Raw genomic sequence first — 15,885 nt, 5'->3', positions numbered from 1 at the left:
GGTCATTCCGTTTGGCGCATCCCCGACGTCAGGGAAGCAGGTCGCCCGAAAGCTGCAAATGGTCAACAAGAGTTAACCATGATTGCTCGATACGTGCAATCAATCTGGTGTCGCCAAGATCATCCGGTGCGATCGATTCTGGCCAGTAATCGGACACAATTTGTGCAATTGCATCCAATTGCGCCTCATCGACCAGAAAACGCGGGTCGATGTCTCTGGGATCGGCCACGACCCGGAGGCGAAGGCAGGCGGGGCCACCACCATTGGCCATGGACTGGCGCACGTCAACGGGCACCAGTTGCCGGATCGGGCCATTGCCCGCGATCATCTGCTCCAGCCATGTCCAGACGGAAGGCGTCTCGCGCGCCTCCGTCGGCAGGATCAGCGCCATGCCACCGTCCGGCAACGTCACAAGCTGGGCGTTGAACAGATAGGATTTGATCGCATCGGTCAGGCTGACCGCACTGGCCGGCACTTCGACGATCTCGACGCAGGGCAGGGCGGCACGCAATTCGGCATAGAAAGCCGCCTTGTCGGCGAAGGCCAGTTCATGGGTGAACAGCACATGCTCGTTCGCCACCGCGACAACATCGTTATGAAAAGCGCCTGCCGCGATCGCTTCTTCCGATTGCTCGACAAACAGGGTGCGGGCCGGATCGAGGCCGTGGATGCGCGCAATCGCCTTGCTTGCCTCGACATGCTGGCGCGCCGGGAAGGCCCCGCCCGACCGGCCATAGACGAACACCTCTACACCGGCCTCGCCATGGCTCTGCGTCAGCCGCATATGGTTGGCCGCGCCTTCATCGCCAAAGGGTGCGGGGATCGGATCATGCACGACAAAGGCCTTCTCGTCGGAAAAGGCGATGCGGAGTTGCGCCAGCGTCTGTGGCCATTCATGGCTACGGTGCGACATGGTGACGAGATTGGCGACAGTCAGATGGGTTCGCCCGTCCACCGTATCGCTGGCAGGCGATACGGTCGCTGCATTGGCCGCCCACATGGAGGAGGCGGACATGGCCGCTGCGCGGATATGCGGCTCCGCATTGCCGACATCGGTGCCCAGCTTGCCGAGCCAGGCGACGTCCGGCCGCCATTGCGGCAGGAAAATACCCTGCGTCAGCCCCAGCCGGACGTTGCCCCGCATCTTCTCCAAGCCCTGCAAGGCGGCGGCACGCGGATAGGAGAGCGCCCCGGCATTGCGCGCCGAGGCTAGATTGCCCAGGCTCAGCCCTGCATAATTATGGCTGGGACCGATGATCCCGTCGAAATTGATTTCCCTGACGCTCATGCCCGTCCCGCCATGGTGAAGCTGTCCCCGATTTCGATCTTCAGCCGCGCCGCGCTCGCCGCGTCGAGCGACACCGCGCCATCAACGCCCTCCTGCACGAATCCCCAGGTGCAGCGATAATCGGCCAAAGTGCCCGTCGCGATCAGCATCCGGTCGCCCCCCTTGTCATGCGTTGCAGACAGAGTGACGTCACGCGCCGCCGCGATCGTCTTCAACTGGTCGATCTGGCCCACCATCGTCGGCCCGCCGTCGAAAATATCGACATAACCGGCATTGTCGAAGCCCTCCGTCTCCAGCATCCGCATCGCCGCCCGACCATTGGGGTGGGGCAGGCCGATGACGGCGCGCGCACTGTCGGTCAGCATCGCGGTATAGATCGGCGTCTTGGGCATCAGATCGGCGATGAACTGGTTACCGTTCACCGCATTAAACTCGTCCGCCTCCTGAAAACTCATGCCGAAGAAACGCCCGGCCAGACCATCCCAGAAGGGCGATCCGCCCGCTTCGTCGATCACGCCGCGCAGTTCGGCCAGCACCTTGTCACCAAAGCGGCTGCGATGGGCGCGGATATAGAGATAGCGGCTGCGGGCCAGCAACAGGCCCAACCCCTCGGCCCGTTCGCGCGGATGCAGGAACAGCCCGCCAACCTCAGCCGATCCTTCCAGATCGGTGGTGAGCGAGAGCATCTGCGCTCGGAAAGTGCGGCCCAGTTCCCGGCTATGCTGGGTCAGTACGCCCAGCCGATAGCTATAGAAAGGCCAGCTTTGCCCCACGGTCGAGAATATCTGGCATGTGCCGCGCACCTGCCCCGTCTCGACATTTTCCAGCACCATGACGATCAGTTCGTCTTCAATACCGTCGCCCTGCCGCGCCAGCGCCTTTTCGGTCCGCTCCAGCTTCGCCGCCAGCGCCGTGCGATCGGGCGGCAAATTGGTGAACCCACCCCCGGTCAGCTTCGCCATTTCATACAGCGTCTGCAAATCGTCCGCGCGCGCGATGCGCATGATGAAGCTCAAGCGATATTCCCTTCCACCTGTTTCTGTTCTGGTTGAAATTGCCCCTGCGTGATCCGCCAGATCGCCAGCGCCGACAATTGCGCCCGTTCGGACAGGCTGTCGGCCAGCAGAAATTCGGCGTCGCTATGGATGCTGCCGCCGCGCACGCCCATCGTGTCCACCACGGCTACGCCGCAGGCCGCAATATTATTGCCGTCGCACACGCCACCCGTGTCCCGCCAGCCGATCGACAAGCCCAGATCCGCGCCACATTGGCGGACCAGCCCGAATAATCGCTCGGCCTTCTTATCCATCGGCTTGGGCGGACGGCCGAAGCTACCGTGTAGATGCAGGCTGACGTCATGACGGCGCGCCACGTCTGCCATCTCGCGGTCGATCAGCGCACGGGCGATGATTTCATCTTCCGGCGTGCGGGGCCGAAAATTGACCCGCAATATCGCATGGTCCGGCACCACATTGTTCGGGCCGCCACCGTCGATCTTCGCCGGATTACAGGAAAAGCCGACGCCGCTCCCTGCTTTCAACCGCAACGCCAGATCGGCCGCGGCGAGCAGCGCATTGCGCCCTTCATCCGGGTTTCGCCCGGCATGGGCACTGCGCCCGGTGACGGTGATCGAAAAATTGCCACTGCCCGCCCGTGCCCCCGCCAGCGTACCGTCCGGCAAGGCAGGCTCATAAGTGAAGGCGGCGATCTTGCCGGCTGCCATCTCCCGCAACAACAAGGCAGAGGAGGCGCTGCCAACTTCCTCATCGCTGTTGATCACGACATCATAGCCAAGCTGGGTGGCCGCGCCCGACGCCTCGATCGCATTCAACGCAGCCAGCATGACCGCGATCCCGCCTTTCATGTCGGCTACGCCCGGCCCGTTCAGCACGCCCGGCTCCAGCCATGTCTGCTTTTGGAAAGGGTGGTCGACTGGAAAGACCGTATCCATATGCCCCGTCAGCAGCAGCCGGATCGGCGCATCGGGCCGCACCGACAGATGCAGGTGACGGCCATGGGCGATCGGCTGGATACGGCCATCGGGCAACACACTGTCCACCGGCGCGGCATCGATCAGGCGTAGGGTGCCAGGCAGGATGGAAAAGGCGTCGGCCAGCCGATCAGCCATCCGTGCCAGCCCATCCAGATTGCGCGATCCGCTGTTGATCGCCGCCCAATCCTGCACCTGATCCAACATCGGCGCAGCGGCTGCGTTTTCCAATATCCTGTGTTCGGCGGGGGACAAGAGAGTCATCCCAAGGGTCTATCAGAGCCCGGCCCGCGCCTCCACCCCCTGCGAGAGGGGCAATCAGGCGGTCGCCCGCTGTTCGAAGGCGTGCAGATCCTCCACCAGCGCATCCTGCATATCGATCCCCACAACCTGGGCCGCAGGCGGGCCATCCTGCGCCAGGGCCAAAAAGCGATCGATCGCGGCGCCTTCTCCCTGCACCAGCGCCTCGACACGCCCATCCATGCGATTGCGGACCCAGCCGACCAAGCCCAGTTCGCGCGCCGTCGCCACCGTCCAGCCGCGATACCAGACGCCCTGTACCCGGCCATGGATCATCAGATGGCGGGCGACGGTCACTTGATCCGCTTGATCCAGGTCTGGCCGCCTTCGCGCACTTCGGTAATGAAATTGGGGATGGCGGCGACCAGATCGGACAGGCGCTTGAAGCCATAATTGCGCACGTCAAAGCTGGAGCGATTGCCCACCCGCTGTCCCACCGGACCCAGCGCCACGAAACCGCGCTCGTCCCGCTTCGCTTCGTCATAGGCGTCGATCAGCAGGCGCACGACTTCGGGATCGACCGCCTTGCCCTGCGGTGCTGCTGGCGGCACCGGGGCAGGGGCCGTCGGCGCCTTGGCGGCTGGCGCCTTCGCCTTGCCGGCGCTTGCCGCCGGCTTCTTTACCACAGGAACTTCAGCCGCTTTCAAAGCCGCCACATCGATGAAGCGCGTGCACGCCCTGCGAAATCCTTCCGGCGTACTAGCCAAGCCAAAGCCATAGACCGGAATGCCATCCTGCCGCAGCCGCGTCACCAGCGGCGTAAAATCGCTGTCGCTCGACATGAGGCCGAAGCCGTCGACACGACCGCTGGCCAGCAGGTCCATCGCGTCGATCGTCATCTTCATGTCCGTGGCGTTCTTGCCTTTGGTCAGGTCGAACTGCTGCTGCGGCTCGATCGCCTGCGCGATGGAGAGCGCCGCCCAGGTCTTGAGCGTAGCCTTGCTCCAATTGCCATAGGCACGGCGAATATTCACCGTGCCTAATTCCGCCAGCACAGTCATCACCGAGTCGAAATGCGCTGCCGACGCATTGTCCGCATCGATCAGCAGGGCGATATTGCCGCGGCCTTCCTGTCGTGTCGCCATCGGCTATTTTCCTATTTTTAAGCGGGCGCGAAGACGCCCGTTTCTTCATCCAGCAGATGCAGTTGCCCGTCGGAAATCGCAAAGAAAGCGCCGACCAGCTTGAGCGTGCCGGCCTTCTCCTTGGTGCGCACGCAGGGGAAACTGCGCAGATTAGCCAGGCTGACCTTCACGCCTTCCTGTTCCATCGCGCGTTCCACGTCACGGCTGCGATCATCACCATGGCGATCGATCACCACTTCGCGCGCACCGTCCAGCAGGCTGATCCAATTATGCACGAACCCGCCTTCACCCGGAGGCGCATCCTTCAGGTCATGGCTGAGCGCCGCCTTGCAACCGCCGCATTTGCCGTGACCCATCACCACGATTTCACCGACGCCCAGAACCTGAACCGCAAATTCCAGCGCCGCCGACACGCCATGCAGGCCGGGCGTCGTCTCGAACGGCGGCACCAGCGCCGCTACGTTACGAACGACGAAAATCTCGCCGGGGCTGGTATCGAAAATCTGCGCCGGATCGACTCGGCTGTCGGAGCAGGCGATCACCATCACGCCGGGGCTCTGACCTTCGTTCAGTTCGTCCCATCGCTCGCGCTGCTGGCTCCAGCCGGTGTTGCGGAAACGGCGATAGCCCTGAAGCATGTCGGCAAAATCAGTCATGGTTCGCGATGTGCCGCACAAATAGGGGGCTGGCAAGAGTGGCCGCGCATCGCTATCTGGGGCGCATGACCGATATCGTTCCGATCCCCGCGCCCGAAAAGCCCGAACGCGCCCGCAAGCCCGACTGGATTCGCGTCAAGGCGCCGACGAGCCCCGCTTATCATGAGACGCGCAAGCTGATGCGTGACAAGGGCCTCAACACGGTATGCGAGGAAGCGGCCTGTCCCAATATCGGCGAATGCTGGACTAAGAAGCACGCCACCGTCATGATCCTAGGCGATGTGTGCACCCGCGCCTGCGCCTTCTGCAACGTCAAGACCGGCATGCCGCGAAAGGTCGATGTCAACGAACCGCAGAATCTGGCCGATGCGTCGGCGGAAATGGGTCTGGAGCATATCGTCATCACCTCGGTCGACCGCGATGACCTGCCCGATGGCGGCGCGTCGCAATTCGTCAAGGTGATCGAGGCGCTGCGCCGCACCACGCCGAAGACCACGATCGAAATCCTGACGCCCGACTTCCGCAACAAGCATGAGCGCGCGGTCGAGATGATCGTTGCTGCCCGGCCGGACGTCTATAATCACAATCTCGAAACCGTGCCGCGTCTCTATCCCACCATTCGTCCCGGCGCGCGCTATTATGCGTCGCTGCGCCTGCTCGAATCGGTAAAGAAACTCGATCCGTCGATCTTCACCAAGTCGGGCATCATGCTGGGTCTGGGCGAAGAGCGTCTGGAAGTACATCAGGTGATGGACGACATGCGCTCGGCCGACATCGACTTCCTGACCATGGGCCAGTATCTCCAGCCCACGCCCAAGCATGCGAAGGTGATGGAATTCGTCACCCCGGCCGCTTTCAACGCCTATGCGGGCATCGCACGGGCCAAGGGCTTCCTTCAGGTCGCGTCCAGCCCACTGACCCGTTCCAGCTATCATGCCGGCAAGGATTTCGCGGAAATGCGTGCCGCGCGCGAAGCCAAGCTGGCCAAGGCGGCGGCGAAGGCCTGATTGCTCGATGCCCAGACATAACGAAACGCGCCATCTGCCCTATACGCCTGCCCAGATGTTCGACCTGGTGTCGAACGTCGCGGCCTATCCGGAATTCCTGCCCTGGGTCAGCGCGATCCGGGTAAGGTCCGATAGCGATACGGAAATGGTCGCCGACATGATCGTCGGTTTCAAGGGCGTGTCGGAAAGCTTCACCTCGCGTGTCCACAAGCACCGGCCGGACCGCGTGCGTGTCGACTATCTCGATGGTCCGCTGAAACATCTCCACAATGAGTGGGGCTTCCGCGACGACGGGCAGGGCGGCGTGCTGGTAGATTTCGAGGTCGAGTTCGAATTCAAGAACCGGCTGTTCGAAATGCTGGCCGGTCAGTTTTTCGACAAGGCCCTGCGCAAGATGATCGGCGCGTTCGAAAACCGCGCCGCCCAGCTTTACGCTCCGTCCGGCAGCAGCAGTTCCAGCGCGCACAGCGCCGCCTGAAGGCGTACGCCGCCCCGGCCGTTATTTTCGAAATGATGCATATCGGCCACGACCTTGTCGGGGCTGGCACCACGTTCGGCGCGGGCAAAGACGACGGTGCCGACCGGCTTCTGCTCGCTGCCGCCGCCCGGCCCGGCAATGCCGGTGATGGCGACCGCGACATGGGAATGGCTTTTCTTGAGCGCGCCCTGCGCCATGGCCCAGGCGGTGGCGATGGACACCGCCCCGAACGTATCCAGCACATCATGCGAAACTTTCAGAAGTTCCGCCTTCATATCATTGGAATAGGTGATGAAACCGGCGTCGAATACGTCGGATGATCCAGCAATCTCAGTAAGCGCCGCCGACACCAATCCCCCGGTGCAGCTTTCCGCAACCGATATCGTGCGGCCGGCACGGCGGTTGGCGATAATGACCTTTTCGGCGAGTTCGACCAGTTCGGCCGGTAAAATGGTATCGGGCATGGAATCAGGATAGCGCGGGGAGGGACAGGGTGGCAACCGCCTGCGCGGCAATGCCTTCGCGCCGTCCGGCAAAGCCCAGCCGTTCGGTAGTTGTGGCCTTCACGCTCACCCGGTCGACCGGCACCGCCAATATCTCCGCAATCCGCGTGCGCATGGCGTCCCGATGCGGCCCGATCTTGGGCGCCTCGCAGATGATGGTGAGGTCGATATGCTCGATCCGGCCGTCCCGCGCCACCACCCGATCCCGCGCATAGGCCAGAAAGCGATCGGACGATGCGCCGCGCCATTGCGCGTCGGACGGCGGGAAATGACTGCCGATATCCCCCTCCGCCAGCGCGCCGAGCATGGCATCGACAATGGCATGCAGCGCCACGTCGGCATCGCTGTGCCCGGCAAGGCCGCGATCATGCGGCACCAATATGCCCGCCAGCCACAATTCCTCATTGGGCGCGAGGCGATGCACATCATAGCCCATGCCGACCCGCGTCGATCGCGGCGTCGCCTGCTGCATTTCGGCGCGGGCAAAATCCTGCGGATAGGTCAATTTCTCAAGCCTTTCATCGCCTTGCACCAATATGACGTCATGGCCCCATGCCCGCAAAATCTGCGCATCGTCGGTCGCTTCAAGGCGCTCGTCCCAGCCCCGATGCGCCGCCAGGATCGTGTCGAAACGGAAAGCCTGCGGCGTCTGCACCCGGTAGAGGTCAGCGCGATCCACGCCGCCGCTCATCACATCCGCCGTGCCCCGCACCAGCGTATCGGCAACGGGCAGGGCAGGGATCGCGCCCTCAGCGCCTTCAAGCGCTAACAGCAGTCGGTCGACCACCAACCCCGGCAGAAAGGGCCGCGCCGCGTCATGGACCAATATAATATTCGCGCCGCCAGCAGCCGCGATCGCTTCCAATCCGGCCTGCACCGAACCGCGCCGGCTGTCCGCGCCGGTCACGAGGCTCGCCGCCCGATCGCCCAGCAGGCTGCGCGCAACGGCGTCCTGCCCATCCGCCAGAACAATATGGATCGCATCGATCGCGCCATGCGCCATCAAGGCATCATAAGCATGGGCCAGCACGGCCTTACCGGCGATCATTCGAAATTGTTTGGGGATCTCGCCGCCCGCCCGGCTACCCTGGCCTGCGGCGACGATCAGCGCGACGATGCGAGGCTTTGCCGATGTCATGCGCCGCCGCATAGACGAGGGCGTCGGGCACCGCCAGCCCCTCGCTTGCCGTTCCGCCCATTTTCCGCTAAGGGCTGCCTGTTTTTTAGGCAGTATCTTTATTCAGACCATGCGCACACTTGCTCCCATCTCCATCGGCCCGATCACCATCGATATGCCGGTTGTCCTCGCCCCGATGACAGGCGTTACCGACATGCCGTTCCGCACGCTCGTCCGTCGCTATGGCTGCGGCCTCAATGTGACGGAAATGATCGCGTCGGCTGCGATGATCCGGGAAACCCGCCAGTCCTTGCAAAAGGCCGCCTGGCATCCGCTGGAAGAGCCGGTGTCAATGCAGCTTGCCGGCTGCTCACCCACGGAAATGGCCGAAGCCGCCAAGCTGAATGCCGATCGCGGCGCGGCGATCATCGACATCAACATGGGCTGCCCGGTGAAGAAGGTCGTCAATGGCGACGCTGGTAGCGCGCTGATGCGCGACCTGCCGCTTGCCGCCTCGCTGATCAAGGCGACGGTGGAGGCGGTCGAGGTGCCCGTCACCGTGAAGATGCGCATGGGCTGGGACCATAGCAGCCTCAACGCCCCGGAACTCGCCCATATCGCCGAGGATCTGGGTGCCAAGCTGATCACCGTCCATGGCCGCACGCGCAACCAGATGTACAAGGGGTCGGCCGACTGGGCCTTCGTTCGCACGGTCAAGGACGCGGTCAAGCTGCCCGTTATCGTCAATGGCGACATCTGCTCGATCGAGGATGCCGACACGGCGCTGGAACAGAGCGGCGCGGACGGCGTGATGATCGGTCGCGGCGCCTATGGCCGCCCCTGGCTGATCGGTCAGGTCATGGCCTGGCTGACCGACGGTACCCGCCTCCCGGATCCGACGCTGGCGGAACAATATCAGGCGATCATAGGGCATTATAACGCAATGCTTGAACATTATGACAACTATACCGGCGTCAATATGGCCCGCAAGCATATCGGCTGGTATACCAAGGGGTTGCCCGGTTCCGCCGAGTTTCGCCACAGCGTCAATCAGGAGCCGGATGCGGCGACAGTGCTCGACATGCTCGCCCGCTTCTATGAACCGCTGATCGCTACCGGCCTCCAGCCGGCGGAGCTGCGCAGGGCTGCATGACCAGCATGCTGACGTCCATCCCGCCGCACCGTATGCAGCAGGATGGACCATCGCTGGGTGAACAGATGACGGCGCTGCCCGTGGCAACGCTGATCGTGAAGCCGGACAACAGCATCGCAGATGCCAATGTTCGGGCCGAAACCCTGCTCAACATGGCGCGGTCGGCGATCATCGGCAGCGATGTTTCCCGTACCATCCGCATCGCGGAGGCGGGGGCGCGTTTCGATATCTGGCACAATAACAAGCCGATCGCCGCCTATGATATCAAGGTCCATGCCGGTCGCACCGCCGAAATGGAAGTCGACCTGATGATTGCGCCGATTGTGGATCATGACGGCTGGCGCGTGGTGTCGCTTCACGCACAAAGCCAGGCGCGCAAGATCGGCCATCGCGGTTCCGCCGGTGGTGCTCGCTCAGCCATGGGCGCCGCCGCTATTTTGGCTCATGAAATCAAGAACCCGCTGTCGGGCATTCGTGGCGCCGCGCAACTTCTGGAATCCAGCCACGGCGGCCGTGACGCTGCACTGACCCAGCTCATCTGCAACGAGGTCGACCGGATCGCCGCGCTGATCGACCGGATGCAGGATTTCACCACCGATCGCACATTGGAATGCCATCCCGGCAACATCTATCCACTGATCGACCGAGCAGTAGGCATTGCCGCCGCTGGATTTGCAAGAAATATAAAAATTACAAAACATTATGATCCATCATTGCCATTTCCCAACATCAATGATGATGCTCTGGTGCAGGTTATGATAAATCTTCTCAAGAATGCGGCAGAAGCCCTTGATCATACGGACAAACCACGCATCCGCGTGGAAACGGCCTTTCGCCATGGCGTCTCCGTGTTGGTCGGCGATGGCAAAGGCAGCGCCGTGCTGCCGATCGAAATTCTCGTCGTCGATAATGGACCCGGTGTGCCCGAACATATTCTGGATCATCTGTTCAATCCCTTCATCACCGGTAAGCGGGACGGGCAGGGGCTGGGCCTGGCACTGGTGGACAAGCTGGTCCGCGATATGAGCGGCTTCGTCCAATATTCGCGCGATGTCGAAGCGGGCGAATCCACCTTCCGCATCCTGCTGCCGATGGGAGCGATATAATGGCAGCGATCGGCACAATATTGGTCGTCGATGACGATCCGGCCATCTGCGTGGTGGTGGGGGAAGCGCTCCGCCGACAGGGGCACAAGGTGAAGACCGCCGCGTCGATCCGCGAGCGTGCCTCGCTGATGGACAGTTTCACGCCCGACGTGCTGATCACCGATGTCATGCTGCCTGATGGCGACGGATTGGACGGGGTCGCCGATATCCTTGCGACCCGGCCCGACCTCAACGTCATCGTCCTGTCTGCACAGAACACGCTCAACACTGCGATCCGTGCGACCGAAAAGGGCGCGTTCGAATATCTGCCAAAGCCCTTCGACCTTAACGAACTGACCCGCGCCGTCGCCGATGCGCTCGGCACTCGCCAAAGCGCAGAAGAAGCGGGCGGGGAGGCGGGCCTGCCCCATGATGGCCTGCCTCTGGTCGGCCGATCACCGGCGATGCAGGAAGTCTATCGCACCATCGCTCGCGTCCTGTCCAACGACCTGTCGATCCTGGTGCTGGGCGAATCGGGCACCGGCAAGGAACTGGTGGCCGAAGCAATCCACAGCCTGGGCCAGCGCCGCACCAAGCCCTTCGTACCGATCAACATGGCTGCCATCCCGCGCGAACTGATCGAGGCGGAGCTGTTCGGCTATGAAAAGGGGGCCTTTACGGGGGCTCATGTCCGCACCGCCGGCAAGTTCGAACAGGCGCAGGGCGGCACGCTCTTCCTCGACGAAATCGGCGACATGCCGATGGAGGCGCAGACCCGCCTGTTGCGCGTCCTCCAGTCGGGCGAGGTAACGACGGTCGGCGGCTCCAAGCCGGTCCGCGTCAACGTCCGCATCATCGCGGCGACCAACAAGGATTTGCCCCAACTCATCGAGGAAGGGCGCTTCCGGCAGGATCTCTATTATCGCCTGAATGTCGTGCCAATCGCCTTGCCTGCCCTGCGGGAACGGCGTGAGGACGTCATCCTGCTCGCCCGCCATTTCCTGGAGCGTGCCGCGCAGGAAGGCCTGCCGCGCAAGGCGCTTGCCGATGATGCCGCCCAACTGCTGATGGTGTGGCACTGGCCCGGCAATGTCCGCGAATTGCAGAATATGATGCAGCGCCTGTCGGTGCTCAGCCGCGAAAATGTCATCACCGCCGACATGCTGCGGAACATGCTGCCGATCGACGCCGTGCCCGCCGACTATGTCGTGCCGGCCGATCATCTGGCCCATGCCGTGCGCGACTGGGCCAAGCGGCAGGTCGGCATCGGCCTTGGCCAGCCGCAGCGCAGTCTGCATGACGATCTGCTGGCCGTCGTCGAACCAATATTGTTGCAGGAGGTGCTGGCCAGCGTCGACGGGAACCAGATCCGGGCGGCTGGCCTTTTGGGCATTAATCGCAACACGCTGCGCAAGAAGCTGACCGACTATGGCCTAGACCCCTTGCAACTGCGCCTGAATGACTGATCGCGATCCGTCGCAATTCAGGACGAACCGACGGGCTGCGTCGACCAACAGCATCACACATCTGCAATTACTGTGTTTGAACGGGCACTGGGTTGTTGTAACAAAGCCACTATGAGCGGCGCAACGACACTCCCAAGGCGGGCATCGGCATGGCGGAGACATCTGCCGGCTTTCCTGCGCAAGGGGCGGCTGGCGGTGCTGGTCGAAGCGGTGACACTGGCCATATTGCTGGCGATGGCAGGCCTGACCTACCATCTGCTGTCAGGCGGAAGACAGTCGGACACGCTGCTGACGCCGCCGATCGTCGCACTGTTGCTCGTCGCGAATCTGGTTCCCGCCATTGCGCTGTTGATGCTGGTCGGGCGGCGCGTCGCCAAACGACGCGCGGCGCAGTCAGCGATCGGCAGCGACGGCCAGTTGCATGTGCGCCTGGTTGCCATCTTCTCGATCGCCGCCAGCGTGCCGACGCTTCTGGTCGTGATCTTTGCGTCCCTGCTGTTTCAATATGGCGTCCAGTTTTGGGCCTCGGACAGCGCGCGCGGCATGCTCCAGAACGCCAGCGATCTGGCGCGCGGCTATTATGAGCAGAATTTGAGTGAGGTTCAGGACGAAACTATCACCATGGCGGGCGACCTGCGCGCCTATTTGAACCAGTCGCCCGTCTCCAGCCCGAAATTCGCGGAGGGCTATCTCTATCAGGTCGTAACTCGCAAGCTGAACCGCTCCTCCATCATAGAGGTGGGCAAGGACGGTATCGCTCGCACCGCCGCCGCGGTCGAACCGGACAAGCGGGCCGCATCGGACATATTGACGCCGGAAATCATCCGCCGCCTGGGCCGGGGTGAAGCCGCCGTCGTACAGGCACGGCCGAACCAGATCGAGGCGGTGACGCTGCTTTACCCCAGCAGCAAAATCTATCTCTATGTCACCCGCAGCGCTGACACATCTTCCTTCAGCAATGTCGCGCGCGCGCAGAAGGTGATCGCCGACTATGACGTGTTCGCCGCCCAGTCCCGCGCGCTCCAGTTGCGGTTCAATATCGCGCTGTTCCTGGGGTCGCTGCTGCTGGTCGGCATTGCCGTTTATATCGCGCTTGCCGTCGCCGACTGGATGGTGCGTCCGGTCAACGAACTGGTTACCGCAGCGCGCAGGATCACCGCTGGCGATCTGTCCGCGCGCGTCACCAGCCCGCAATCGCGCGATGAAATCGGAACGCTTGCTTCCGCCTTCAACCGCATGACCCAGCGGCTGGAAGCGCAGACTGGAGCACTGGTCGCGGCCAACAGCCAGTTGGGCGAACGCCGCGCCTTCATCGAAGCAATCCTGTCCGGCGTCAGCGCGGGCGTGCTGTCAGTCGACCTTCAGGGCATGATCTTGCTGCTCAACAGCTCTGCGGCAGCAATTTTGGTGGAGGAGGGGGACGATCCGGTCGGTCGTCCGCTCGCGGAAGTTTCGCCCGAACTGGCGGAATTCGTGGCATCGGCAGAGGATTCCGGCATCGTACAGGTCCGCGCTCATGGCGACCTGCGCACGCTGGCAGTGAAGGTGGCGCAGGACGCTTCCCGCCACATCCTGACCTTCGACGACATCACCCAGCAACTGTCCGACCAACGCCGTGCTGCCTGGTCCGATGTCGCGCGCCGCATCGCGCATGAGATCAAAAACCCGCTGACCCCGATCCAGCTTGCGGCCGAACGGCTGCAACGCCGCTATGCCGAGGAAATCACCAGCGACAAGGCGACCTTCACCCGCCTGACCGGTACCATCGTCCGGCAGGTCGGCGATCTGCGTCGTATCGTCGATGAATTCTCCTCCTTCGCGCGAATGCCCAAGCCTGTTTTCCGCCGGGAAGCGATCGGCGACATCGCCCGTCATGCGCTGTTTCTACACGAAGTCGCGCATCCCGATATCCGTTTCGAATATCATACCGAGACGCCCGATGCGGAACTGATCTGCGACCGCCGCCAGTTGGGGCAAGCGTTGACGAACATCGTCAAGAATGCGGTGGAAGCCATTGAACCAAAAGGGCCGCCATCGGAAGGCGCGCTTCGCGGTCATGTCAGCATGACCATGGCGCAGAATGCTGACGACCTGATCATTACCGTGCGCGACGACGGTATCGGCCTGCCGCCCGAACGCGACCGGATATTGGAACCTTATATGACGACACGGACCAAGGGGACGGGTCTTGGCTTGGCCATCGTCAAGAAGATTGTCGAGGAGCATCTGGGAGAGATCCGCTTCGACGACGCCGTGGGTGGCGGCGCATGCGTAACCCTCCGCTTTGCGGCGGGGGCACTGGAAAAAATGGAAGAGGGGCAGGTAATCGCCATGCCCCAGGGTAAAATGACGGGAAAAGTGACGGCCAATGGCGCTTGATATTCTGATAGTCGACGATGAAGAGGATATTCGTGATCTGGTCGCGGGTGTTCTTGAGGATGAAGGCTTCACCACCCGCACCGCCGCCAACAGCGACAGCGCGATCGATGCACTGGATGCGCGACGACCATCGCTGGTGCTGCTGGACGTCTGGCTCCAGGGCTCGCGGATGGACGGGCTGGAGTTGCTGGATGAAATCAAGCGACGTGATCCCAGCATCCCGGTGCTGATGATTTCCGGCCATGGCAATATCGACACGGCCGTTGCAGCCATCCGCAAGGGCGCGGCTGACTTCATCGAAAAGCCGTTCGAAGCCGACCGACTGCTCCACCTCGTATCCCGCGCGACCGAAACGGAAAGGCTGCGGCGCGAAAATCAGGTGCTTCGCGCTCGCTTCGGGCAGGATGACGAACTGACCGGCACCTCTGCGTCGATCAACAGCGTCCGTGCCACGATCAAGAAGGTCGCCGGCACCGGCAGCCGCGTCCTCATTTCCGGGCCTGCGGGCGTCGGTAAAGAAATTGCCGCCCGCATGCTGCATAGCTGGAGCGGCCGCGCGGATTCGCCCTTCATCATCGTTGCCGCTGCACGCATGGACCCCGACCGTGTCGAGGAAGAGCTGTTCGGTGTTGAGGACCCCAGCGGCCTCGTTCGCCCCGGCTTCCTGGAACAGTCGCATGGCGGCACGCTCTATCTGGACGAAATTGCCGACATGCCGTTGACGACGCAGGGCAAGATCCTGCGCGTGCTGACCGACCAGAGTTTTACCCGCGTGGGCGGCCAGCGGCAGGTGAAAGTCGATGTGCGCGTCATATCCTCCACCGCGCTCGATCTGTCGGGTGAGATTGAGGAACGCCGTTTCCGCGAGGATCTCTTCTATCGCCTGAATGTCGTCCCGCTCGCCATCCCGCCGCTGTCGGAACGGCGCGATGATATTCCCCCGCTGGTCGAACATTATCTCGCCCGCTTCGCCGCCGACCGCCGCGTCGCGCCGCCCGAGATTGCGAGCGATGCGATGGCCGCGCTTCAGGCCAATGAATGGCCAGGCAATGTGCGCCAGCTTCGCAACGTCATCGAGCGCACCATGATCCTGGCGCCGGGCGACAGGATTGGTCGGATCGAACTGGACATGCTGCCATCCGAACTGACGAGCGGCGGCGGCGGGGAGGGGATCGGCCAGTCCGCCATCATGGGCGCGCCGTTGCGGGAAGCGCGGGAAAGTTTCGAGCGCGAATATCTGCGTATTCAGATCCGCCGCTTCTCCGGCAATATCTCGCGCACGGCGACCTTCATCGGCATGGAGCGATCGGCGCTGCATCGCAAGCTCAAGCTGCTCGGCATCACCGAGGGCAAGGAATAGCAGCCGCTACGGCCTGTT

The 15,885-nt window shown here is 62.7% G+C and carries 15 protein-coding genes; 7 read left to right on the top strand and 8 right to left on the bottom strand.

Annotation, left to right across the window (positions count from 1 at the left end; all coding sequences use genetic code 11):
* Positions 1-28: 28 nt before the first annotated feature.
* From BMY84_RS12300 to BMY84_RS12275, 6 genes are read right to left on the bottom strand one after another with little or no spacing between them, the layout of a single operon-like run.
* Complete coding sequence (locus BMY84_RS12300) at positions 29-1,288, bottom strand: N-succinylarginine dihydrolase (RefSeq protein WP_093084204.1); 1,260 nt, start codon at positions 1,286-1,288, stop codon at positions 29-31.
* The gene (locus BMY84_RS12295) at positions 1,285-2,304 is read right to left on the bottom strand and encodes an arginine N-succinyltransferase (RefSeq protein WP_177203996.1); all 1,020 of its coding nucleotides are present in this window, start codon (positions 2,302-2,304) and stop codon (positions 1,285-1,287) included. Before BMY84_RS12295 ends, BMY84_RS12300 begins: the two co-directional genes overlap by 4 nt.
* Positions 2,301-3,542 (bottom strand): hydrolase, encoded by a 1,242-nt coding sequence (locus BMY84_RS12290; RefSeq protein WP_093084203.1) that lies wholly within the window; start codon positions 3,540-3,542, stop codon positions 2,301-2,303. The genes BMY84_RS12295 and BMY84_RS12290 overlap by 4 nt, the downstream gene beginning before the upstream one ends.
* 54 nt (positions 3,543-3,596) lie before the next feature.
* A complete protein-coding gene (locus BMY84_RS12285) occupies positions 3,597-3,854 on the bottom strand; it encodes an acylphosphatase (RefSeq protein WP_093084392.1) in 258 nt (85 codons plus the stop codon).
* 17 nt (positions 3,855-3,871) lie between these two features.
* Positions 3,872-4,663 (bottom strand): NYN domain-containing protein, encoded by a 792-nt coding sequence (locus tag BMY84_RS12280; RefSeq protein WP_093084201.1) that lies wholly within the window; start codon positions 4,661-4,663, stop codon positions 3,872-3,874.
* A 17-nt stretch (positions 4,664-4,680) separates the two neighbouring features.
* Positions 4,681-5,319: a carbonic anhydrase gene (locus tag BMY84_RS12275; RefSeq protein ID WP_093084200.1), complete on the bottom strand. Its 639-nt coding sequence runs from the start codon at positions 5,317-5,319 to the stop codon at positions 4,681-4,683.
* An 8-nt stretch (positions 5,320-5,327) separates the two neighbouring features.
* Between BMY84_RS12275 and lipA the strand changes: the two genes are divergently transcribed.
* Together lipA and BMY84_RS12265 are read left to right on the top strand one after the other, a co-directional pair.
* Positions 5,328-6,326 (top strand): lipoyl synthase, encoded by a 999-nt coding sequence (gene lipA / locus BMY84_RS12270; RefSeq protein WP_177203995.1) that lies wholly within the window; start codon positions 5,328-5,330, stop codon positions 6,324-6,326.
* 7 nt (positions 6,327-6,333) lie between these two features.
* Positions 6,334-6,804: a type II toxin-antitoxin system RatA family toxin gene (locus BMY84_RS12265; protein ID WP_093084197.1), complete on the top strand. Its 471-nt coding sequence runs from the start codon at positions 6,334-6,336 to the stop codon at positions 6,802-6,804.
* On the opposite strand, the gene BMY84_RS12260 is transcribed toward BMY84_RS12265, so the two are convergent.
* On the bottom strand, positions 6,756-7,268 hold the full coding sequence (locus BMY84_RS12260; protein ID WP_093084196.1) for a CinA family protein: 513 nt from the start codon (positions 7,266-7,268) through the stop codon (positions 6,756-6,758). The two genes, BMY84_RS12265 and BMY84_RS12260, sit on opposite strands and share 49 nt — an antisense overlap.
* A 4-nt stretch (positions 7,269-7,272) precedes the next feature.
* Positions 7,273-8,457: a bifunctional 2-C-methyl-D-erythritol 4-phosphate cytidylyltransferase/2-C-methyl-D-erythritol 2,4-cyclodiphosphate synthase gene (locus tag BMY84_RS12255; protein WP_093084194.1), complete on the bottom strand. Its 1,185-nt coding sequence runs from the start codon at positions 8,455-8,457 to the stop codon at positions 7,273-7,275.
* Positions 8,458-8,554: 97 nt separating this feature from the next.
* Here BMY84_RS12255 and dusB point away from each other — a divergent pair, with 97 nt between their 5' ends.
* The 5 genes from dusB to BMY84_RS12230 all read left to right on the top strand — a co-directional run bounded on the left by dusB (position 8,555) and on the right by BMY84_RS12230 (position 15,867).
* Positions 8,555-9,577 (top strand): tRNA dihydrouridine synthase DusB, encoded by a 1,023-nt coding sequence (dusB, locus tag BMY84_RS12250; RefSeq protein ID WP_093084193.1) that lies wholly within the window; start codon positions 8,555-8,557, stop codon positions 9,575-9,577.
* Complete coding sequence (locus tag BMY84_RS12245) at positions 9,574-10,683, top strand: two-component system sensor histidine kinase NtrB (protein WP_093084191.1); 1,110 nt, start codon at positions 9,574-9,576, stop codon at positions 10,681-10,683. Before dusB ends, BMY84_RS12245 begins: the two co-directional genes overlap by 4 nt.
* The gene (gene ntrC, locus BMY84_RS12240; RefSeq protein ID WP_093084190.1) at positions 10,683-12,128 is read left to right on the top strand and encodes a nitrogen regulation protein NR(I); all 1,446 of its coding nucleotides are present in this window, start codon (positions 10,683-10,685) and stop codon (positions 12,126-12,128) included. The genes BMY84_RS12245 and ntrC overlap by 1 nt, the downstream gene beginning before the upstream one ends.
* Before the next feature lie 111 nt (positions 12,129-12,239).
* Positions 12,240-14,507 (top strand): sensor histidine kinase, encoded by a 2,268-nt coding sequence (locus tag BMY84_RS12235; protein WP_093084188.1) that lies wholly within the window; start codon positions 12,240-12,242, stop codon positions 14,505-14,507.
* Entirely contained in the window at positions 14,497-15,867 is a 1,371-nt protein-coding gene (locus tag BMY84_RS12230) for a nitrogen assimilation response regulator NtrX (RefSeq protein ID WP_093011728.1), read from the top strand. Before BMY84_RS12235 ends, BMY84_RS12230 begins: the two co-directional genes overlap by 11 nt.
* The last annotated feature ends 18 nt before the right edge of the window (positions 15,868-15,885 follow it).

This window comes from Sphingobium sp. AP50, assembly GCF_900109095.1.
Classification (GTDB): Bacteria; Pseudomonadota; Alphaproteobacteria; order Sphingomonadales; family Sphingomonadaceae; genus Sphingobium.
This window is presented reverse-complemented; position numbering and strand designations above follow the sequence as displayed.